Origin of the sequence: Pseudomonas sp. CFII68, assembly GCF_000416195.1 — a bacterium.
Taxonomy (GTDB): domain Bacteria; phylum Pseudomonadota; class Gammaproteobacteria; order Pseudomonadales; family Pseudomonadaceae; genus Aquipseudomonas; species Aquipseudomonas kilonensis.
Genome location: NZ_ATLN01000047.1, coordinates 1 through 21,591 on the forward strand (window position 1 = coordinate 1; position 21,591 = coordinate 21,591).

17 protein-coding genes, 2 tRNA genes and 1 pseudogene are annotated in these 21,591 nt (G+C 61.1%); 5 read left to right on the forward strand and 15 right to left on the reverse strand.

All coding sequences use genetic code 11. From position 1 onward, the window contains the following. Positions 1-118: 118 nt before the first annotated feature. Positions 119-565 carry an azurin gene (azu, locus tag CFII68_RS18325; RefSeq protein WP_018604314.1) on the reverse strand — a complete coding sequence of 149 codons (447 nt, stop codon included), beginning with the start codon at positions 563-565 and terminating at the stop codon, positions 119-121. A 342-nt stretch (positions 566-907) separates the two neighbouring features. On the opposite strand from azu, the gene CFII68_RS18320 reads away from it, so the two are divergent. Together CFII68_RS18320 and CFII68_RS18315 are read left to right on the forward strand one after the other, a co-directional pair. After that, on the forward strand, positions 908-1,495 hold the full coding sequence (locus tag CFII68_RS18320; RefSeq protein WP_018604315.1) for a TIGR00730 family Rossman fold protein: 588 nt from the start codon (positions 908-910) through the stop codon (positions 1,493-1,495). A 68-nt stretch (positions 1,496-1,563) separates the two neighbouring features. Next, positions 1,564-1,752, forward strand: a complete 189-nt coding sequence (locus CFII68_RS18315) for a hypothetical protein (protein WP_018604316.1) — start codon at positions 1,564-1,566, stop codon at positions 1,750-1,752. Between the two features lie 73 nt (positions 1,753-1,825). Here CFII68_RS18315 and CFII68_RS26600 read toward each other — a convergent pair whose 3' ends face one another. The 14 genes from CFII68_RS26600 to rnr form a co-directional block, all read right to left on the reverse strand. Continuing rightward, complete coding sequence (locus tag CFII68_RS26600; RefSeq protein ID WP_253278521.1) at positions 1,826-1,963, reverse strand: hypothetical protein; 138 nt, start codon at positions 1,961-1,963, stop codon at positions 1,826-1,828. Positions 1,964-2,111: 148 nt separating this feature from the next. After that, positions 2,112-3,005 carry a transglutaminase family protein gene (locus tag CFII68_RS18305; RefSeq protein WP_014336318.1) on the reverse strand — a complete coding sequence of 298 codons (894 nt, stop codon included), beginning with the start codon at positions 3,003-3,005 and terminating at the stop codon, positions 2,112-2,114. After that, positions 3,005-5,491, reverse strand: coding sequence for a circularly permuted type 2 ATP-grasp protein (locus CFII68_RS18300; RefSeq protein WP_018604319.1), 2,487 nt, complete (start codon positions 5,489-5,491; stop codon positions 3,005-3,007). Before CFII68_RS18300 ends, CFII68_RS18305 begins: the two co-directional genes overlap by 1 nt. A gap of 247 nt (positions 5,492-5,738) precedes the next feature. Beyond that, complete coding sequence (locus tag CFII68_RS18295; RefSeq protein WP_018604321.1) at positions 5,739-9,032, reverse strand: DUF2126 domain-containing protein; 3,294 nt, start codon at positions 9,030-9,032, stop codon at positions 5,739-5,741. A 174-nt stretch (positions 9,033-9,206) separates the two neighbouring features. Then, positions 9,207-9,668, reverse strand: coding sequence for a lipoprotein (locus CFII68_RS18290; RefSeq protein ID WP_018604322.1), 462 nt, complete (start codon positions 9,666-9,668; stop codon positions 9,207-9,209). After that, positions 9,665-10,591, reverse strand: coding sequence for a hypothetical protein (locus tag CFII68_RS18285; RefSeq protein WP_018604324.1), 927 nt, complete (start codon positions 10,589-10,591; stop codon positions 9,665-9,667). The genes CFII68_RS18290 and CFII68_RS18285 overlap by 4 nt, the downstream gene beginning before the upstream one ends. A gap of 212 nt (positions 10,592-10,803) precedes the next feature. Continuing rightward, positions 10,804-13,104: a YgiQ family radical SAM protein gene (locus CFII68_RS18280; protein WP_018604326.1), complete on the reverse strand. Its 2,301-nt coding sequence runs from the start codon at positions 13,102-13,104 to the stop codon at positions 10,804-10,806. Positions 13,105-13,304: 200 nt separating this feature from the next. Beyond that, a complete protein-coding gene (gene dnaB, locus CFII68_RS18275) occupies positions 13,305-14,702 on the reverse strand; it encodes a replicative DNA helicase (RefSeq protein WP_014336312.1) in 1,398 nt (465 codons plus the stop codon). 117 nt (positions 14,703-14,819) lie between these two features. After that, positions 14,820-15,266 carry a 50S ribosomal protein L9 gene (gene rplI, locus CFII68_RS18270; RefSeq protein WP_003197251.1) on the reverse strand — a complete coding sequence of 149 codons (447 nt, stop codon included), beginning with the start codon at positions 15,264-15,266 and terminating at the stop codon, positions 14,820-14,822. Positions 15,267-15,284: 18 nt separating this feature from the next. Continuing rightward, positions 15,285-16,178 (reverse strand): hypothetical protein, encoded by an 894-nt coding sequence (locus tag CFII68_RS0125905; protein WP_024618455.1) that lies wholly within the window; start codon positions 16,176-16,178, stop codon positions 15,285-15,287. A gap of 36 nt (positions 16,179-16,214) precedes the next feature. Further along, entirely contained in the window at positions 16,215-16,445 is a 231-nt protein-coding gene (gene rpsR / locus CFII68_RS18265) for a 30S ribosomal protein S18 (protein ID WP_002551829.1), read from the reverse strand. 28 nt (positions 16,446-16,473) lie between these two features. Then, positions 16,474-16,902: a 30S ribosomal protein S6 gene (gene rpsF / locus CFII68_RS18260; RefSeq protein WP_003186395.1), complete on the reverse strand. Its 429-nt coding sequence runs from the start codon at positions 16,900-16,902 to the stop codon at positions 16,474-16,476. Between the two features lie 309 nt (positions 16,903-17,211). Then, a complete protein-coding gene (gene rlmB / locus CFII68_RS18255; RefSeq protein ID WP_018604469.1) occupies positions 17,212-17,970 on the reverse strand; it encodes a 23S rRNA (guanosine(2251)-2'-O)-methyltransferase RlmB in 759 nt (252 codons plus the stop codon). Continuing rightward, positions 17,967-20,603, reverse strand: a complete 2,637-nt coding sequence (gene rnr, locus CFII68_RS18250; protein WP_018604471.1) for a ribonuclease R — start codon at positions 20,601-20,603, stop codon at positions 17,967-17,969. The genes rlmB and rnr overlap by 4 nt, the downstream gene beginning before the upstream one ends. A gap of 226 nt (positions 20,604-20,829) precedes the next feature. Between rnr and CFII68_RS18245 the strand changes: the two genes are divergently transcribed. The 3 genes and pseudogenes from CFII68_RS18245 to CFII68_RS26605 form a co-directional block, all read left to right on the forward strand. After that, positions 20,830-20,916, forward strand: a tRNA-Leu gene (locus CFII68_RS18245). Between the two features lie 176 nt (positions 20,917-21,092). Then, a tRNA-Leu gene (locus tag CFII68_RS18240) sits at positions 21,093-21,179 on the forward strand. Positions 21,180-21,306: 127 nt separating this feature from the next. Then, positions 21,307-21,503 (forward strand): annotated as a pseudogene (locus tag CFII68_RS26605) (iron ABC transporter permease); the annotation flags it as partial. Between the last annotated feature and the right edge of the window lie 88 nt (positions 21,504-21,591).

Consider the following 21,591-nt stretch of genomic DNA (forward strand, 5'->3'; position numbering starts at 1 on the left):
TTACGCAAAAAACGGATATACACACCAAAGCAACTAAACACCGAGCTTTCTAAAAAACCAAAAAAAACGGCACTTCCCATTTCTGAAAGAAGCGCCGCTTTTTTGTGCCTGAAGCTGATTACTTCAGGGTAACGGTGCCTTTCATCATCGAGATGTGGCCCGGGAACGAGCAGAAGAAGCCGTACTTCTCGGAAGCATTGAGCTTCGACACATCGAAGGTCACCGAGTCGCTTTCCTTGGCACCAATGAGTTTGGTGTGGGCGATGATGCGTGCATCACCTTCCGGCAGGTAGTTCTTGTCGACGCCTGCTGCCAAACCAGCCGTGGCAATCGGCTGCATGTCAGCCTCCTTGCTCAGTACCCAGTTATGGCCCATGACGTTTTTCGGCAAGTTGCCCGAGTGAGTCAGCTCGACGGTGAACGTCTTGCAGCTCTTGTCGATCTCGATGGCCTTGGTGTTGAAGGACATCTGGTCGGTCGAGTCGATGGTGGTCTTGCACTCCGCTGCCATCAGTTGGCTGCTGGCCAGCGTCAACAGGGATACTGCAACAAGTTTGGCAAACATCGTGAATCTCCAAGGCATGGTTAACAAAAATCCGTCAAAGGGAAAGACTGCCTGAATTTCAGACAAGTTCCTATGACCTGAATCAAAGATTGTATACAACTTAAGGCTATCAGCCTGATGGACACAATCAACCAGCCAGAGGGAGGACACCGCTCTATGATCAGCCTCACCACCTCTCGGGAGCGCCCATCATGAACGTCAACAGCCTGTTATGCAGCTTGCTCGCCGCCTACGCCTGCGGCGCCAGTGGCACCTACGAAAAACCCCAACGCGAGGTTTAATCGCTTTGCGCCACCAAGGCCAGGCTTTACTCTGGGTCGGTTACTGATCATGGAGTAAAGCATGTCCATCGCGTCTGTTTGTGTATTTTGCGGCGCCAGCACCGGCACCGATCCAGCGTATCGTGAAGCGGCGCAGGCCCTGGGCCGGGCGTTGGCGGAACGAAAATTGACCCTGGTCTACGGCGGCGGGGCCGTCGGCCTGATGGGTATCGTCGCCGACGCGGCCCTGGCGGCTGGCGGCGAAGTCATCGGCATCATCCCGCAAAGCCTGAAGGACAAGGAAATCGGCCACAGCGGCCTGACCCGCCTGGAAGTGGTGGACGGCATGCACGCCCGCAAGGCGCGCATGGCTGAACTCAGCGATGCCTTCATCGCCCTGCCCGGCGGCCTCGGCACGCTGGAGGAGTTGTTCGAGGTCTGGACCTGGGGCCAGCTCGGCTACCACGGCAAACCGCTGGGGCTGCTGGAAGTGAACGGCTTCTACAGCAAGCTCACCGCTTTTCTCGATCATATCGTCGGCGAAGGCTTCGTCCGCGCGCCCCATCGTGACATGCTGCAAGTGAGCGAATCAGCGCAGAACCTGCTCGATGCGCTGGACGAATGGCAACCGTCAGTGCAGCCAAAGTGGGCCGAACAAAAACCCAGCTAACGGCTCGGCCCCGATACAGGGCAGAATATGCGCCGCTCAACCTCACCTTCGACCCCAGAGGATCGCCCATGGCCAAACCCAATTATTCCTTCGCCAAACGTCAGAGAGACTTGGCCAAGGAGCAGAAGAAAGAGGAAAAGCTGCAGCGCAAGAAAGCCACAGCTGAAGAAGAAGCCGCACTGACCCCGGATACCGAAGGCGAAGTAGCAGCAGAAGATGATGTTGATGCACCGAAAGATCAGGCACCCGAGGCCTGATACCCCCAGGGCCCGATGATCCGATCCGGCCCCCCGGTTTTGTGTCCTGGGCCGGCAGTCCCACTGCCGGCCCTCACAATCCCAGCGCCTTGATAATCGACAGGCGATAGCCTGCAGGTAGATTGGCTGGCAATTGGCCAGGCTCGAACAACCCGATCTGCTTGTGCTCATGGCTGATCATCGGCACGAAACCGCCCAGCAACTCATCCATATGACACACAATCTGTGGGCGCCGAACCCTGTGGGAGCCGAGCTTGCTCGCGATGAGGGCGACACGGTTCAACTGCAAAAACGCGTCATCGTTCATCGCGAGCAAGCTCGGCTCCCACAGGCTCGCTCCCACATTTTCCACACAGCGCTCATGACTCCAGCGGCATCACCGTCACCCGCACCTCGGGATCATGATTGCCACCCCCCAGGATCACCCCCCGCAGCGGCGACACATCGGAAAAGTCCCGGCCCCAGGCCAGGGTGATGTGTTCCAGGGCCGGCTGGACGTTGTTGGTCGGGTCGAAGTCCACCCACCCCAACACCGGGCAATACACCGAGACCCAGGCATGGGACGCATCGGCGCCAATCAACCGTGGCTGGCCGGGTGGCGGCTGGGTCAGCAGGTAGCCGCTGACGTAACGCGCCGCCAGACCGCGCGAGCGCACGCAGGCCAGCATCAGATGGGCAAAGTCCTGGCATACGCCCCGCCGCCGCTCCAGCACCTCCACCAGCGGCGTCGCCACCTGGGTCGCCTCGGCATCGAAGGTGAACTCTTCGAAGATCTTCTCCATCAGCGCTCGAACGCCAACCATCAGCGGTCGCCCCGGCGGGAAGCAACTTTCGGAAAACTCGACGAAGCTGCGCTTGAGGTGCACATACGGCGACTCGAAACGATAACGGCACGCCTCCAGCAATGGTGCCGCCAGTGGCCGGCCACTGTAGCTCAGCGCGTTGCAGGTCGATTCCCAGGCCGGGGACAGGTCGAAATCCAGCGCGGGGCGCGCCAGCACTTCGACGCTCAAGCGAGCATTGACCAGCAACTCGTCATGGGGCCGTTCGAAGGCCAGCCGGGTCAGCGGGTTGCCAAACACATCCAGCTCATCGCGACGAGTCGTCGGCTCCGGGCTGATCAGCAACTGCTGTTCGGTGCAACGCTGCCAGTCACAGGCGCGCGGCCACAGGTGAGCAAGCTGCTGGGCCAGGGACACCGGGCTGTCGTAGTGGTAATGGGTGTCGTGGAGGATCTGGTAACGAGCGCTCATCAGACGGACACCGTGCGTTGGCTGACGTCATCGACGTGGGCGAAATGGCGCAAGGCCAGGCGATCGGACACCTGGCCACCGACATCGGCCACTTCCTGCAACAGGTCGGCCAGCCCATCAAGTGCTGCGCGCAGGCTGGCTTCGCCAAACAGGGGGTTTTCCAGGCAACGCAAGTCAAAGCGAGAAAGACGCGTCACCAATTCTGGCAAGGCCGTTTCCTTCGGTGCGCCAAAATCGTCGTTCAGGCGTTTGAGCGTGCGGGCCACCAGCTTTAACTGGAAAAGCACCGCGTGGGGGTTCTGTTCGTCCAGCAACAACAGGTCCAGCACCGGGATCAGTTGCGCCACCGCCAGGTAGCGAGAACGGTAGGTGATGCTGCTGTTGCCCAGTTCCAGCAGCCACTCCAGCCCGGCCTGGTCGAACACTGCATCGCTGCGCAAAAACGCCGCCAGGCTGCCGCTGAGGAACTGCAAGCGTTCCAGGCGTCGGCCAATCATCAAGAAGCGCCAGCCCTCGTCGCGGGTCATGTCGTCCAAGGCAAAACCAGACAACGCCGCCAGGGACATCACTAGCCGATTGAGGAAATCCAGCAACTCACCGAAATCCGGCTCCTCGGTTTCCAGCTCCATCGCTTCGCGCTGCAACTCCACCAGCGCCTGCCAGTTCTCCCGGGACAGCTTGCCGCGAACCTGCGAGGCCGCCCACTGCAAGCGCTGCAGGTTGGAGCGCAGGCTGAACGACCAGTCGTCCCCCAACAGCGCCGCCAGCAAACGCTCGTGCAGCTCGCCCTCTTCAGGCAGCAGCATCAGGCTTTCACCCAGGGACACCGCCGACTGCAGGGCCTGCGGGTCATCGCCATCGACATAACGCCCCAGCATGATCCGCAGCAGCCGCGCGCTGTCGTCGCAACGCTCGCAGTAGCGGCCGAACCAGAACAGGTTTTCCACCACCCGCGAAGGCAGGTACGGATCGCGTCGAACCAGGTCGTGGACCCCCACGGTTCGCTGGGCCTTCCATTGTTCACCGCCGGGCGCCTGCTCGCCCAGCACCCAGGTGTCCTTGCTGGCGCCACCACGTTGCATCGACACCACTTCGGCGTCGGCCTCGGCGGCCACGCGGGTCAGGCCACCCGACAGCACCCGATAATCATCCTTCCCGGACACGGCATACACGCGCATGCCGATGGCCCGAGGCTGGATGTGCCCGTCTTCGGCCTGCCAGACCGGGGCCTGGGACAGTTGCGCCAACTCCTGGGCGACATAGGCATAGGGCCGTGCCTGCATGCGCGCCGCCAGTTGGCTGCGCTGCTTCTCGCTCAGGTCGCGGCCGAACACCGGGCTGAAGCTCTGGGAAGGAAATGCCGGCTTGATCAACAGCTGCGGCAATTTCTCCAGGGCCTGGGCCAGCACCGGCGGCTCACCGCACCACCAGGTGGCGATGGACGGCAGTATCAATTCCTCACCGAACAGGTACTGGTTGATCTTCGGCAGGAACCCCAACAGGCCCGGTGACTCCAGCACGCCACTGCCCAGGGCATTGGCCACCAGCACCCGGCCCTGGCGCACCGCTTCCAACAACCCCGGCACGCCGAGGGCCGAATCGGTACGCAGCTCCAGGGGGTCGCAGAAATCGTCGTCGAGCCGGCGCATGATGGCGTGGACCCGGCGCAGGCCACTGAGGGTCTTGAGGTAGACCGTGGCGTCCCGCACGGTCAGGTCGCCTCCCTCTACCAGCGGATAGCCGAGCTGGCGCGCCAGATAAAGATGTTCGAAATAACTTTCGTTGAACCGCCCCGGCGTCAACAGCACCACCAGTGGCGACTCACCGTCGCTGGGGGCCTGTCTTGCCAGGGTTTCCTGCAAGGTGCGGAAAAACCCGGACAAGTGCCGCACCTTCAAGTCGCGATACAAATCGGGGAAGGCGCGGGAAACGATCATGCGATTTTCCAGCGCATAACCGGCCCCCGAAGGCGCCTGGGTCCGATCCGCCGTGACCCACCAACGGCCATCGGGCGTGCGCGCCAGATCCACCGCATACAAGTGCAGGAAGCTGCCGTCCGGTGGCGCGATGCCCTGGCAGGGCCAAAGGAAATTGTTGTGCCCGAATACCAGCTCTGCCGGCAGCAGCCCTTCGCTGATCAGCCGCTGTGGCCCATACAGGTCGGCCAGCACCGCATTGAGCAGCCGCGCACGCTGGGCGATCCCGGCCGACAGATGTTTCCATTCCTGCGGGTCGATCACGTGGGGCAGCAGGTCCAGCTCCCACGGCCGGTCGGCGCCCTTCGGATCGGCGTAGACGTTATAGGTGACACCGTTTTCCTGGATCTGCCGAGCCAGCAGCGCCTGACGCTGGATCAGGTGAGCCGGCGTGCTGCGCTGCAACTGATCGAACAACCGCCGCCAGTGCGGACGCACCGCACCGCTGTCGTCCAACAGTTCGTGATAGGTGCCCGTCGTCAGCGGGTAACGGTCAAGCAGGTCAGGCATGGAAAGCTCGGCAGACGGCAATAAAAGGTGAGACTAGCGCAAGCGCATGACGCCCGGATAGGTGTGTTTTATGTTGGGTCCGGCCTGGGTTTTCAGACTGCAATCATCGTGGCGAGGGGATTTATCCCCGCTGGGCTGCGCAGCAGCCCCCAAACCAGGCAACTCGGTGTGCCAGGAAGATTGAGCTAACTGCTTTAGGGCTGCTGCGCAGCCCAGCGGGGATAAATCCCCTCGCCACAAGGGCCACCTAGCGCTTTAACGCTCCTGGAAAACGTCGCAGATCGAGTGTGAGCGGAAACTCGTCATCCACTGCCAGGCTGGGTGTCGGAAGTTTCCCAGGCGTGTGTCCGATACGGAAGAAACGCGCCATCCGCCGGCTTTCGGCCTCGTTGGCATTCACCGGCAGGCTGTCGTAGTTGCGCCCGCCCGGATGGGCCACGTGATACTGGCAGCCGCCCACGGAACGTTGCATCCAGGTGTCGAGCAAATCGAAGACCAGCGGCGCATGCACCGGGATGGTCGGTTGCAGGCAGTTGGCCGGTTGCCAGGCGCGGAAACGCACCCCGGCGACGAACTCGCCGACCCGACCAGTGGGTTGCAACGGCACCGGCACGCCATTGCAGGTCAGCAGGTAGCGTTGCGGCGCCAGGCCGCTGAGCTTGACCTGCAAGCGCTCCAGGGAGGAATCCACATAACGCACGGTGCCGCCCACCGCGCCCTCTTCCCCCAGCACATGCCAAGGCTCGAGGGCTTGGCGCAATTGCAGCTCGATGCCGCTGACCGCGTAATCGCCCACCTTGGGGAAACGGAACTCCAGGTGCGCGGCGAACCACTCGGCCCGCAGCGGGTAGCCGGCGGCGTTCAGCTCATGGATGACGTCGGCAAAATCCTGCTCGATAAAGTGCGGCAACAGGAAACGGTCATGCAGCTCGGTGCCCCAGCGCGCCAGTTTCGCCGGCGCATAAGGCTCACGCCAGAACCGCACCACCAGCGCCCGCAGCAGTAATTGCTGGGCCAGGCTCATGCGGGCGTGGGGTGGCATCTCGAAAGCACGCAACTCCAACAAGCCGAGACGCCCGGTGGCGCCGTCCGGCGAATAGAGCTTGTCGATGCAGAATTCGGCACGGTGCGTATTGCCGGTCACGTCGATCAACAGGTTGCGCAACAGGCGATCGACCAACCACGGCGGGCATTCCTCGCCGGGCTGTGGCATTTGCGCGAAAGCGATTTCCAGTTCGTACAACGCGTCGTTGCGCGCCTCGTCCACGCGAGGCGCCTGGGAGGTCGGGCCGATGAACAATCCGGAAAACAGGTAGGACAATGACGGATGGTTATGCCAGTAACTGATCAGGCTGCGCAGCAGGTCGGGACGCCGCAGAAACGGTGAGTCAGCCGGTGTCGCGCCACCCAGTACGAAATGGTTACCACCGCCGGTGCCCGTGTGCCGGCCATCGATCATGAATTTCTCGGTGGTCAGTCGGGTCTGTCGCGCCTCTTCGTATAGAAACTCAGTGCGCTCGACCAACTCATCCCAGGTCGCCGAGGGTTGCACGTTGACCTCGATCACACCCGGGTCGGGGGTGATGCGGAAATTGCCCAGGCGCGGGTCGCTCGGCGGCTCGTAGCCCTCCAACAGCACCGGACAGTGCAGCTCCTCAGCCGTCGCCTCGATGGCGCTGACCAGTTCCAGGTAATCCTCGACCCGCTCCAGTGGCGGCATGAACAGGTACAGGCGGCCATCGCGGGCCTCGGCACAGAAGGCGGTGCGGGTCAGCCAGTCGGCGGATTTGTCGATCTCCGGGACACGCTCCTGCTCGGCCGCCGGCTCGCCGTGACGCGCCAGTTGCTCGGTGCCGGGCAGCTCGGGCAAGTCCTGGTTCGGGTCGGTGGGGTGGATGAACGGGTACTCGGCCGCCGTCACCCATGGCTGGGACGCCAGTGGCAAGCGATAGCCCAGGGGCGAATCCCCTGGCACCAGGCGGCAGTGACTGTCACGCAGATACCAGCGACCGCTTTGCCACTGATCGCCCTTGGCGGTACGGGCCAGCGGCAGGACCTGGCCGATGACCTTGTCCAGGCCCTGGCTGAAGACCTTGCGCAACCGTGCACGCTCCAGGGCGTCCTCCAGACGTGGGTCCTCGGCCGTGACATTCGAAGGCAATGCACCTTCGCGCCAGAGGTAATAGAAGTTGTCTTCGTAGGCCGGAAACACAAACCGCGCAGGAATTTTCAAACGCTCGGCAACGCTCGCCAGGAAACGCCCGGCCAGTTCGCCATCGGCGCCGTAGTCCTCCTGCTCATCGGCGATCAACGCGCTGTTGTGCCAGATCGGCACCCCGTCGCGCCGCCAATAGCAGTTGAGCGACCAGCGCGGCAATTGTTCGCCGGGGTACCACTTGCCCTGGCCGAAATGCACCAGCCCCTTGGGCGCATAGTGATTGCGCATGCGCTGGAACAGCTCGGCGGAGAGCCGGCGTTTATCCGGCCCGAGTGCCGCGGTGTTCCACTCGGCACCGTCCGGGTCATCGATGGAGACAAAGGTCGGTTCGCCACCCATGGTCAGACGCACGTCGCCCTCCAACAGGTCGGCATCGATCTGGCGCCCCAGCGCCTGGATCGCCAGCCACTGTGCGTCGGTGTAAGGCTTGGTCACCCGTGGCGCTTCCCAGACCCGCTCGACGGACATTTCGTGGCTGAACTCACACTCGCAAGGTTCCACCAAGCCACTGATCGGGGCCGCCGAGGACGGATCGGGACTGCACGCCAACGGGATATGGCCTTCACCGGCGAACAACCCGGACGTCGCATCCAGGCCGATCCAGCCGGCACCGGGCAGGTAGACCTCGCACCAGGCATGCAGGTCGGTGAAGTCCACGTCGGTGCCAGACGGGCCATCGAGACTTTTCACATCAGCGGTCAACTGGATCAGGTAACCGGAGACAAACCGCGCAGCCAGGCCGAGGTTGCGCAACAGCTGCACCAACAACCAGGCCGAGTCGCGGCAGGAACCGGACGCGTGCTCCAGGGTATGCTCCGGAGTCTGCACGCCGGGCTCCATGCGGATCAGGTAGTTGATGTCTTCGCTCAGGCGCTGGTTGAGCGCCACCAAAAAATCCACCGCCGGCAACGGCGTGCGGTCGATGCCGTCCAGATAGGCCTGGAATTTCGGCGTCAGCGGCAGGGTTTCCAGGTAAGGCGCCAACTCCTTGCGTTCGTCGGCCGCGTAGGCAAACGGAATCTTTTCGGCGTAGGGCTCGAGGAAGAAGTCGAACGGATTGAACACCGCCATTTCCGCCAGCAGATCGACTTCGATCCGCATCTCCCGGGTTTTCTCGGGAAACACCAACCGCGCCAGGTAATTGCCCTGGGGGTCCTGCTGCCAGTTGATGAAATGCTGCTCGGGCGAAACCTTCAGCGCATAGGAAAGAATCCGCGTGCGGCTGTGGGCCGCCGGGCGCAGGCGAACGATCTGCGGGCCGAGTTCGACGGCGCGGTCGTAGCGGTAATGCGTGACGTGATGCAATGCGACATGGATCGACACGACGTGCCTCCTGCGAGCCTGGGCGTTATCGAAAGCGGCGCAAGACTTATGCCATGCAGGCAGGCCGGACACTTTCTTTGTCTACTCAAGGCAGTAGAGCACTAAAAACGCGCGCTGCCCGAATTCATCTGCAAAGCAATGCACATAAATGCGGCGCCGGCAGCGCGAATCGACTCAGCGACGCGGGCGTGATGCCTTGGCGGCCTGGATGATCAGCGCGCGTTGGCGGCGGATGTCGACGAGTTTGCTGCGCATCTCCCGATGGCGCTTGCTGTTGAGCAGCAAGAGCCCCAGCAGTGGCAACAACACCGCGAATAGGTACACGCCCTGATGCGGCCGATAAGCGAACGTCGGCAGCACCGCCGCCAGACAGGCCAGGAAATACCCCGCCACCCACCAGACCGCCCAGGCGCGCCCGCGAGCAATCAAGAGGTTGCCCAAGACCAGAACGATCACCAGAGCCAAAGTGCCGAGCCCGACATAGTCGGTCCTGGCTGACGGCTCCAGGGCACGCCAATAAGTGGTCCCGGCCAACACAAGCAGCGTGGACCCGGAAAAGCATCCCAGCAGGATCGTCCCCATGAAAACCGGAAAATAACGGGCGAGAAATGATTTCAGCGATCCGCCACCGATCATTCCGTGAACTCCTCATATAGGCCGACGGCCACGGTCTTCACATGGCCGCCGCCGGTATAACTGCCGATAACGCCCAGGGCGCCACCCAACGAGTCCTTGATCTGAGTCAGGGTCGCGTGGCGGATTTCAGCGGAGGAATAACGTTTGGGCACGGCCCCCGCGCGTTGCTGCAACTTGAGTAGCTTCGCCGTCAGGCTCGGGTCCTTGAGCGTCAACAGCTCTTTGGTCAGCTTGCTTCGCTCTTGCCGATTCAGGCCCTTGAGCAACTGATACCAACTCTTTCCAGTGCCGGCCGCTTTGTTGGCCTTGAGCAGCCGGACAGTCGTCAGCGCCGAGCCACCGACACCCACCAGGGAAACCCCGTCAAGGATCGGCGACACGATGTTGTACCAGTCCGCGTCATTCATCTCATCGTTGCCGGTCGGATTGGTCAGCTCATTGGCCACCCGCATCCCGCCAATGACGCATTGCGCGGTGCTGGCCGTCGCGGCAGCGGCGCCCAGGGCAACGACAAAGGCACTTGCCCCCGCCGTAAAGGGCACGGCGACGCTTCCACTGAACACCACCACCCAACCAATCACAGCGGCGACACAGGACAAGCCGGCATTGGTTGCTTCAAGCCCAAGCTTGGACTCGCGCGGGCTGCTTTTTACCTGATCGATGAATTGCTGCGGTGCGATGTATTTTTTCGCCTCGCGCAGAATGATGCGCTTGGGCGCGATGCTGCAAATCGGCTTGAATTCGCGCAGGACCACTACGTTGAACTCAGCATCGATATACACCACCCCCGCGCCGACGATGCTTGGATCGGCATCAATGGCGGCGAACAGCCGTGGCAGGTTGATTTGGCTTTCAATACGGCGGCGGGCCATCATCTGGGAGATGCTGCTGTCCATGCCGATGCCGGGTAACGGAGTGCTCATATGAATCGTCCTTGAGAATCGGAGGGTGAGACGTTATCCACACTGAACCCTGTGGCGAGGGGATTTATCCCCTCGCCACAAGAGCGATGTGTCCGGCGTTGTTGTGCCTATTGACGGGAATTGGCGGGCGCCACGATAACAAACGGCCAGCACCGCCGCTAGAAAGCAAAACGCCAGCACTTAGGCTGGCGTTTTACGAGGTGGCAGGGCGATCAGCGCGGCACGACAGGCTTGCGCGCCGGTTTCGGTCCTTTGCCCTTGGCGGCGTCCTTGCGTTCCTTGGCAGCCTGTTGGTTGCGGGCGAATGCCGCGGCCTTGGCTTGCTCGCGCTTGTCCCATGCGTTGCCACCATCGCTGGCACGCGGCGGCAGGCCGGTGTGCTGGGTCAGGATCTTGGTGGTTTCCTTGCCCACCTTGTGGCTGCCGGCTGGCGTCGAATTCTTGCGACGGGCGCTCTGGTAGCTGTCGGTGGACGGCTGGTGCAACGGAATCAATTGGTTCTTGCCCGGCCCGATCAGGTCGGCGCGGCCCATGCGGGTCAGCGCTTCGCGCAGCATCGGCCAACCCTTGGGGTCGTGATAACGCAGGAAGGCCTTGTGCAGACGGCGCTGCTCCTCGCTCTTGACGATGGTCACCGCGTCGCTCTTGTAGGTGACCTTGCGCAGCGGGTTCTTGCCCGAGTGGTACATCGCCGTGGCCGTGGCCATTGGCGACGGATAGAACGCCTGCACCTGGTCGGCGCGGAAGCCGTTGCCCTTGAGCCACAGCGCCAGGTTCATCATGTCTTCGTCGGTGGTGCCCGGGTGAGCGGCGATGAAGTACGGAATCAGGTACTGCTCTTTCCCGGCTTCCTTGGTGTACTTCTCGAACATCCGCTTGAATTTGTCATAGCTGCCGATGCCCGGCTTCATCATCTGGTTGAGCGGGCCTTCCTCGGTATGCTCCGGAGCGATCTTCAGGTAACCGCCGACGTGGTGGGTCACCAGCTCCTTGACGTATTCCGGCGACTCGACCGCCAGGTCGTAACGCAGGCCAGAGGCAATCAGGATCTTCTTCACCCCAGGCAAGGCCCGGGCGCTGCGGTACAGCTGGATCAGCGAAGAATGGTCGGTGTTCAGGTTCGGGCAGATGCCGGGGAACACGCACGATGGCTTGCGGCACGCGGATTCGATTTCCGGGCTCTTGCAGGCAATGCGATACATGTTCGCGGTCGGGCCGCCGAGGTCGGAAATGACTCCGGTGAAACCCGGGACCTTGTCGCGGATCTCTTCGATCTCGCGAATGATCGACTCTTCGGAACGGTTCTGGATGATCCGGCCTTCGTGCTCGGTGATCGAGCAGAACGTGCAGCCACCGAAGCAGCCACGCATGATGTTCACCGAGAAACGGATCATCTCGTAGGCCGGGATCTTCTCCTTGCCGTACGCCGGATGGGGGACGCGTGCGTAAGGCATGCCAAACACGTAGTCCATTTCTTCGGTGGTCATCGGAATGGGCGGCGGGTTGAACCAGACATCGACTTCGCCGTGCTTCTGCACCAGGGCGCGAGCATTGCCTGGGTTGGTTTCCAGGTGAAGCACACGGTTGGCGTGGGCGTAGAGCACCGCGTCGCCACGGACCTTTTCCACCGATGGCAGACGGATCACGGTTTTGTCGCGGGTCATTTTCGGGCTCGCCAGGATCTGTACGACCTTGGCTTCGCTCGGGTCTTCAACCGGACCCTTCTCCTGCTCGATGGCGCAGGCTTGAGTGTCCTGGGTGTTGACGTACGGGTTGATGATCTTGTCGATCTTGCCCGGACGGTCGATGCGCGTGGAGTCGACTTCGTACCAGTCTTTCGGCGTATCACGACGGATGAAGGCCGTACCGCGCACGTCGGTGATGTCTTCGATCTTGTGGCCGTAGGACAGACGCTGGGCGACTTCGACAATCGCCCGCTCGGCATTGCCGTAGAGCAGGATGTCGGCGCAGGCGTCGATCAGGATCGAGTTGCGGACACGGTCCTGCCAGTAATCGTAGTGAGCGATACGGCGCAGCGACGCTTCGATACCACCCAACACGATCGGCACATGCTTGTAGGCTTCCTTGCAGCGCTGGCTGTAGACCAGGCTCGCACGGTCCGGCCGCTTGCCCGCCATGCCACCCGGGGTGTAGGCGTCGTCGGAGCGAATTTTCTTGTCAGCGGTGTAGCGGTTGATCATCGAGTCCATGTTGCCGGCCGCGACACCGAAAAACAGGTTGGGCTCGCCAAGCTTCATGAAGTCGTCTTTGGACTGCCAGTTCGGCTGGGCAATGATCCCGACGCGAAAGCCCTGGGCTTCCAGCAAACGGCCAATGATCGCCATGCCGAACGACGGGTGATCGACGTAGGCATCACCGGTCACGATGATGATGTCGCACGAATCCCAGCCGAGCTGATCCATCTCCTCCCTGCTCATGGGCAGGAACGGCGCCGGGCCGAAACATTCGGCCCAGTACTTGGGATAGTCAAATAACGGCTTGGCTGCTTGCATGTCGATAACCGGTATAAAAGATGAAAAATCGCGGGCGCGGAATATAGCACAAAAAATAACCAATTCCGACGGCTATGGTCGGAAATTGGTGGCGCACTGCAAACCCCATGTGGGAGCGAGCTTGCTCGCGAAGGGGCCAGCACATTCAACTCATGTACTGACTGTTACACCGCTATCGCGAGCAAGCTCGCTCCCACAGGTTACTCGTCGTCGTCAAAATTGTAGCTACCCGGCGCCAGGTTTTCGAAGCGCGTGTACTTACCGATAAACGCCAGGCGGATGAAGCCGATCGGGCCGTTCCGCTGCTTGCCGATGATGATTTCGGCGATGCCCTTGTGCTCCGTCTCGGGGTGATACACCTCGTCGCGGTACACGAACATGATGACGTCGGCGTCCTGCTCGATCGCTCCGGATTCCCGCAAGTCGGAGTTCACCGGACGCTTGTTGGGGCGCTGTTCCAGGGAACGGTTCAACTGGGAAAGCGCCACCACCGGGCAGTTGAACTCCTTGGCCAGGGCCTTGAGGGAACGGGAGATTTCGGAAATCTCGTTGGTACGGTTGTCGCCGCTGGAACCGGGGATCTGCATCAGTTGCAGGTAGTCGATCATGATCAACCCGACCTCACCGTGCTCACGCACCAGGCGACGGGTCCGAGCGCGCATTTCCGATGGGCTGATACCGGCCGTATCGTCGATGAACAGCTTGCGGTCGTTGAGCAGGTTGACCGCCGAGGTGAGGCGCGGCCAGTCGTCGTCTTCCAGTTGGCCGGAACGAACCTTGGTCTGGTCGATACGCCCCAGGGACGAGAGCATACGCATGATCAGCGATTCGCCTGGCATCTCGAGGGAGTACACCAACACCGCCTTTTCGCTGCGTAGCACGGCGTTTTCCACCAGGTTCATCGCAAAGGTGGTTTTCCCCATGGACGGACGGCCGGCGACGATAATCAGGTCGGACGGCTGCAGGCCGCTGGTCTTCTCGTCGAGGTCGGTGTAGCCGGTGGACAGGCCGGTAATGGCGTTGTCAGTGTTGAACAAGGTGTCGATACGGTCGATCGCCTTGGTCAACAGGTCGTTGACGCTGACCGGGCCACCGGTTTTCGGCCGGGCCTCGGCGATCTGGAAGATCTGCCGTTCGGCTTCGTCAAGGATCTCGGCGGCGGTGCGGCCTTCCGGGTTGAAGGCGCTGTCGGCGATCTCGGTACTGATGCCGATCAATTGGCGCAAGGTCGCCCGTTCGCGCACGATCTGCGCGTAAGCCTTGATGTTGGCGACAGACGGCGTGTTTTTCGCCAGCTCACCCAGGTAACCGAGACCGCCGACCTGGGATGTCTGCCCTTCCTTGTCCAATTGCTCGGCCAGGGTCACGACGTCGATCGGCATGTTCTGATCGGCCAACTTGGCGATCGCACGGAAAATCAGCCGGTGGTCATGCCGGTAGAAATCGCCATCGGAGACTTGATCGAGCACGCGTTCCCAGGCGTTGTTGTCCAGCATCAGGCCACCGAGCACGGCCTGTTCGGCCTCGATGGAATGCGGAGGCACCTTCAGGGCAGCGGTTTGCAGATCGTATTGCTCGGGAGCGGTGATTTCGTTCATGGCCACTTCTGGTTATGAAAATCAGGAATTGCAGAAAGACAAAGGGCACGACCTGTAAACAGGATCGTGCCCGATGTTACCGGCAAGCACCCGAGGGTGCCAGCCGACAGGTGTTGCTTAAGCTGCTACCACGACAACGCGTACGGTGGCTTCAACTTCGGCGTGCAGGTGCACGGCTACGTCGAATTCGCCTACGTTGCGGATGGTGCCGTTCGGCAGACGAACTTCGCTTTTCGCAACTTCAACGCCGGAGGCGGTCAGTGCGTCAGCGATGTCGTGAGTACCGATCGAACCGAACAGCTTGCCTTCGTCGCCAGCGGTGGCAGTGATGGTCACTTCCAGCTCGGCCAGTTGGGCAGCACGGCTTTCAGCCGAGGTTTTACGGTCTGCGGCAGCTTTTTCCAGCTCAGCACGACGCTCTTCGAACGCAGCCAGGTTGGCAGCGGTCGCAGCGGTGGCTTTGCCGTAAGGCAGCAGGTAGTTACGACCGTAGCCGGCCTTAACGTTTACTTTGTCACCCAGGTTGCCCAGGTTGGTGACTTTTTCCAGAAGGATCAGTTGCATGTGAAAATCCTCTAACTTTTAACCTTCACCGTTCGCGTTGTCGGCGTCTTTCGGCGCCATACGACCGCGAAAATCAATCAGGCTGTCGACGATGGCCAAGACCACCAGCAACGGATAGATCAGTTGCATGAACAGCAACAACGTGACGTACAACCCCACCAGCCAGAACCTGGCCAGTCGCTTTTGCGCCACCAGCCCATGAATCAGGGCCAGGGCGGCAAAGACCAGCGGTACACTGCACAACGGCGTGAGCATCGCCATCTGCGGACCGAAGTTCGGCCCCAGAAGCATGCCCGCCAACAGCAACATCGCCAGCCCAAGCGGGAAACGGATGGCGCGAAACTCGCGACCAAAACCACCCGGGTTGTACAACAACGCCTGCCAGTAGCGCCCGATAACCAGGCTCAGCACACTGACGATTTGCAACAAGGCCGCAATCAGTCCGGTCAGGACGGGGGCGATCAGGGACGCGAAACGCGCCTGCTCTTCTACCGACATCTGCTGGTAGAGATCACCGAGCGCCTCGGGCAGGATTTTTATCAAAGCCTGCGACAGCATCTCGATCTGGGGTGCGAAAGCCACCCCGAGCACCACTGAAAACACCACGCCTATCGCTATGCTGACCAGCAGCACGCGGTTCCAGGATTCGCTAGCGCGCAACACCAACGCCAGCGCCGAAGTCCCCAGCAGTACCATGACTGCACGCGGGTCCGCGGAATACAGCCACCAGAGCAAGGCCGGCAGCAGTCCTAGAGCAAGAACGCCCAAGGCGTCCCTCAATCCGCGCCGCAGGAGTACAAGACTCCCGGCGGCAGCACCCAACCAATACAACAACGGCAATGCCGCGCATCCAGCCACTACCAGAGTGGCCTGCATACGACCGCGCATGATGAACTCAGCTAAGGCGCGCATGCATTCAATCCCTTACTACTCGTCGACGGCCCGGTCTCAGCGGCCGTGGCTGTCGGTGTAGGCCAGCAGGGCCAGGAAGCGGGCGCGCTTGATAGCGGTGGCCAGCTGACGCTGATAACGAGCTTTGGTACCGGTGATACGGCTTGGAACGATTTTGCCGGTCTCGGATACGTAGGCTTTCAGAGTGTTGAGATCTTTGTAATCGATCTCTTTCACGTCTTCAGCGGTGAAGCGGCAGAATTTACGACGACGGAAGAAACGTGCCATGTGATTGGCTCCTTAAAAGGTCCGTGGATTACTCGTCAGCGTTATCGCTGTTGTCGCTGTCGCTATCGCTGTCATCGCCATCGGCGCTGTCAGAGTGCTCAGGACGGTCGCGACGCTCACGGCGCTCACTGCGGTTTTCTTCAGCCTTGAGCATCTCGGATTGGCCGGTGACGGCTTCTTCGCGACGGATGACCAGGTTACGGATCACTGCATCGTTGTAGCGGAAGTTGTCTTCCAGCTCGGCCAGGGCCTTGCCAGTGCACTCAACGTTCAGCATCACGTAGTGAGCCTTGTGAACATTGTTGATTGCGTAGGCCAGTTGACGACGGCCCCAATCTTCCAGACGGTGGATTTTGCCGCCGTCTTCTTCGATCAGCTTGGTGTAACGCTCAACCATGCCGCCGACTTGCTCGCTTTGATCCGGGTGGACCAAAAAGATGATTTCGTAATGACGCATGAATGCTCCTTACGGGTTGTAGCCTGCCGCTCAAAAACGGTCAGACAAGGAGTGAATGACACTTATGGACTTGTGGACGCTAGACACATCAGTGCCTGCCATCACAGCAAGGGGCGCAATTGTAGAGAAGGGCCGAGGGCGGCGCAAGGCAATTGGCGATTATTTGAACAACCACTGACGATTGCGAGGCTGAAAAATGTAGGAGCTGCCGAAGGCTGCGATCTTTTGATCTTGATCTTTCGCTTGAGACTCAACTGCCAGGGATAAGATCGCAGCCTCGTTGCACTCGTCAGCTCCTACAAGGGTATGTCAGGGCTTTTTGGCGGAAGCCTTGACGCTGCGCTGGCGCAGCGCTTCGAACAGGCACACGCCGGTCGCCACCGAAACGTTGAGGCTGCTGACGCTGCCGGCCATTGGCAGCTTGACCAGGTAATCGCAATGCTCGCGGGTCAGGCGGCGCATGCCCTTGCCTTCGGCCCCCATGATCAGGATCGTCGGGCCCGTCAGGTCCTGGTCATAGATGCTGACCTCGGCCTCACCCGCCGTGCCGACCACCCACAAGCCGCGCTGCTGGAGCTTTTCCAGGGTGCGCGCCAGGTTGGTCACCGCCACCAGCGGAATCACTTCCGCCGCGCCGCAGGCCACCTTGCGCACCACCGGCGTCAAGGTTGCCGACTTGTCTTTAGGCACGATCACCGCCAACGCACCCGCTGCATCCGCCGAACGCAGGCAAGCGCCCAGGTTGTGCGGATCGGTCACGCCGTCCAGCACCAGTAACAGCGGCGCACCTTCGGTGCGGTCGAGCAGCTCGTCGAGCATCGCCTCGCCCCAGACCTGGCTCGGGCTTACGTCCGCAACCACACCCTGGTGAACGCCTTCGACCCACACGTCCATTTCACGACGCTCGGCCTGGCCGATGGCAACCTTGTTTTGGGTGGCCAGTTCGACCAGCGCTTGCACACGCGGCTCGCTGCGACCCTCTGCCAACCATACTTGCTTGACACGTTTAGGGTGGTGACGCAGCAGTGCTTCTACGGCATGCACGCCGTAGATTTTTTCCAGACTCATGACTTGGCCTTAGGTTTGCGCGACCCGCCGCTTTTGGCGGGGGCCGAACCCGCTTTTGGCGGGCCTTTACGGTGTTTACTTGGCTTGCTCGACGGCTTTTCCGCCCCGTGGGACTTTCCCCCTGACGCCGCTTTACCACCGCTCTTGGCTTCGTTGAGCAACTGCTGCTTCAACTCGCGGCTCTTGCGCAGCTCGGCGTTTTTCGCCGCAGCGTCGCTGGGGCGGTAGGCTTCGGGAGCCTTGTCCTTGGCAGACGAACGGCGACCGGCCTTGGCTGGCTCAGGCTCTGCGGTTTTGGCAGGAGCACCTTTACCTCTGCCTTTGGTCGCAGGCGCGGCGGTCTCGCTGCCACGCTTTTTACGGCCAGTCGGTGCTTCGGCAGGCTTGTCGGACATTCCGAAGTCGATCTTGCGCTCATCGAGGTCGACGCGCATGACCTGCACTTCCACGGTGTCGCCCAGACGGAAGCTGCGACCGGTGCGCTCGCCCGCCAGGCGGTGGTGCACAGGATCGAAGTGGTAGTAATCACCCGGCAAGGCGGTGACGTGCACCAAGCCCTCGACGTAGATGTCGGTCAGCTCGACAAACAAACCAAAGCCTGTCACTGCAGTGATCACGCCTGGGAACGACTCGCCCACGCGGTCTTTCATGAACTCGCACTTGAGCCAGTTCACCACGTCGCGGGTAGCTTCGTCGGCGCGGCGCTCGCTCATGGAGCACTGCTCGCCCAACTGCTCCAGGGCCGCTTCGTCGTACGGATAGATCCGCGCCTTCGGAATGGTCATGGCACCGGCGCGCTTGACGTGCGGGGTGTTCTGCTTGGAATGGATCACGCTGCGGATCGCGCGGTGCGTGAGCAAGTCCGGGTAACGGCGAATCGGCGAGGTGAAGTGGGTGTACGCCTCGTAATTCAGGCCAAAGTGGCCCTGGTTGTCGGCGCTGTACACCGCTTGGCTCAGGGAGCGCAGCATCACGGTCTGGATCACATGGTAATCCGGACGGTCCTTGATGCTGGCCAGCAGTGCCTGATAGTCCTTCGGCGTCGGGCCGTCCTTGCCTTTGTGCAGGGACAGGCCGAGCTCGCCGAGGAAAGCACGCAGTTTTTCCAGACGCTCCGGCGGCGGGCCGTCGTGCACGCGGTACAACGCAGGAATCTCGTGTTTCTTGAGGAATTCCGCGGTGGCCACGTTGGCTGCCAGCATGCACTCTTCGATCAGCTTGTGCGCATCGTTACGGGTGGTCGGGGTGATTGCGGCGATCTTGCGCTCGGAACCGAAGACAATCCGGGTTTCCTGGGTCTCGAAATCGATCGCGCCACGCACGTGACGGGCCCCCAGCAACACCTTGTACAGCGAGTACAGCTGCTTGAGGTGCGGCACCACGCCAGCGTATTCGGTACGCAGGGCCTTGGCTTCACTGGTCTTCGGCGTTTCCAGGATGGTGCTGACCTTGTTGTAGGTCAGGCGCGCCTGGGAGTGGATCACCGCTTCGTAGAACTGGTAGTCGGTCATTTCGCCGGTTTTGGAGATGGTCATCTCGCACACCATGGCCAAACGGTCGACTTTCGGGTTCAGCGAGCACAGGCCGTTGGACAGCTGCTCAGGCAGCATCGGGATCACGCGCTCAGGGAAATACACGGAGTTGCCGCGCACCTGGGCTTCGTTATCCAGGGCCGAACCGATCTTCACGTAGCTGGACACGTCAGCAATCGCGACGAACAACTTCCAGCCGCCGGAGAACAGGCGCAGCTTGCCAGGCTTGGCTTCGCAGTAGACCGCATCGTCGAAGTCGCGGGCGTCTTCGCCGTCGATAGTGACGAACGGCAGATGGCGCAGGTCGATGCGTTTTTCTTTATCTTTCTCTTCAACTTCCGGCTTGAGCTTGGCGGCTTCCTTGAGCACAGCCTCGGGCCAGACGTGAGGAATGTCGTAGGTGCGCAGCGCGACGTCGATCTCCATGCCCGGCGCCATGTAGTTGCCGACCACTTCAACGATATCGCCCTGTGGCTGGAAGCGCGCAGTTGGCCAGTGGGTGATTTTCACCTCGACGAACTGACCCACCTTGGCGGCGCCATTACGGCCCGGGGTAATCAGCACTTCCTGCTGGACCTTCGGGTTATCCGGCACAACAAAACCGATACCACCTTCTTCGAAGTAACGGCCGACGATGGATTCGTGGGCACGGGACACTACTTCGACGATCACGCCTTCACGGCGACCACGACGGTCCAGGCCGGACACGCGTGCCAGCGCCCGGTCGCCATCGAACACCAGGCGCATTTGCCCCGGGCTCATGAACAGGTCGTCGCTGCCGTCGTCCGGGATCAGGAAACCGAAGCCGTCACGGTGACCGGCGATGCGGCCCAGGATCAGGTCGAGTTTGTCCACCGGCGCATAGGTGCCGCGCCGGGTGTAGATCAGTTGAGCGTCGCGCTCCATGGCGCGCAGACGGCGGCGCAGGGCTTCGAGTTGGTCCTCGGTGGTCAGACCGAACTCTTCGACCAGCTGCTCGCGGCTAGCAGGCGAACCCCGATCGGCGAGATGCGCCAGGATCAGTTCGCGGCTAGGAATAGGGTTTTCATATTTTTCCGCTTCACGAGCGGCCTCGGGATCGAGGGACTGCCAATCGGCCATTAGAGAGTTTTCACCTTGTCTATATGCGGGTTAGTTTGGCATAGGCTTAATGAAACGGGAAATTTCAAGCATCCGATCGCTTTTCTAAAGTCATTTGGCCTGCCTTGGAAGCCCGGAAAAGCGCCGCTCGTGAAATTTAGCGGTTTTTTTCTCAGGAGGGGTTTACAGTTAAAAAGACGCTCCGTATAGTGCGCGCCATCGACGACGTACACACGATGTCGATATTGCCCAGATGGTGAAATTGGTAGACACGCCAGCTTCAGGTGCTGGTGACCGCAAGGTCGTGGAAGTTCGAGTCTTCTTCTGGGCACCAATTTCGAGCAACAGGTCAATGGCCTGCTGGCTCAACAAAAACCCGCGAAAGCGGGTTTTTGCATTTTTGCCCCCTGCAATTGCGTTTGGCAATTACTAAAACAAAAACAGGGGTTTACAGATCAAAATGCGCTCCGTATAGTGCGCCACATCAACAGCGGCAACGCTGAAGATGCTGCCCAGATGGTGAAATTGGTAGACACGCCAGCTTCAGGTGCTGGTGACCGCAAGGTCGTGGAAGTTCGAGTCTTCTTCTGGGCACCAATTCAAGCTTCAAGGTTACAGCCTTGAACCTCACAGAAACCCGCGAAAGCGGGTTTTTGCGTTTCTGCACGCCTAAAATTGGAACACCCCCCCTGTGGCGAGGGAGCTTGCTGTGGCGCCCGCCTATGCGCTGGTGTTCCTGGATGCAATGAAGGAACTGACCCCCACGCTGCTGAGGCCGACCGGGCTCAATACGTTGGCAACGCCGTTTGGGCCCATACCTCGAATGTGGAGTTCGCGGCGGCGCCTTATGCGGCGCTGTTGATTCTGGTATCGGGGTTGCCAGTTTATTTGCTGACGACGCGGATGTACCTGAGCCGCTGAGACCGCCATCGCGAGCAGGCTCGCTCCCACAATTGGATCGGGGCACGACCGGAGAGACTGGTTGGCTGTTAGGCCGCCTTCGCGGGCA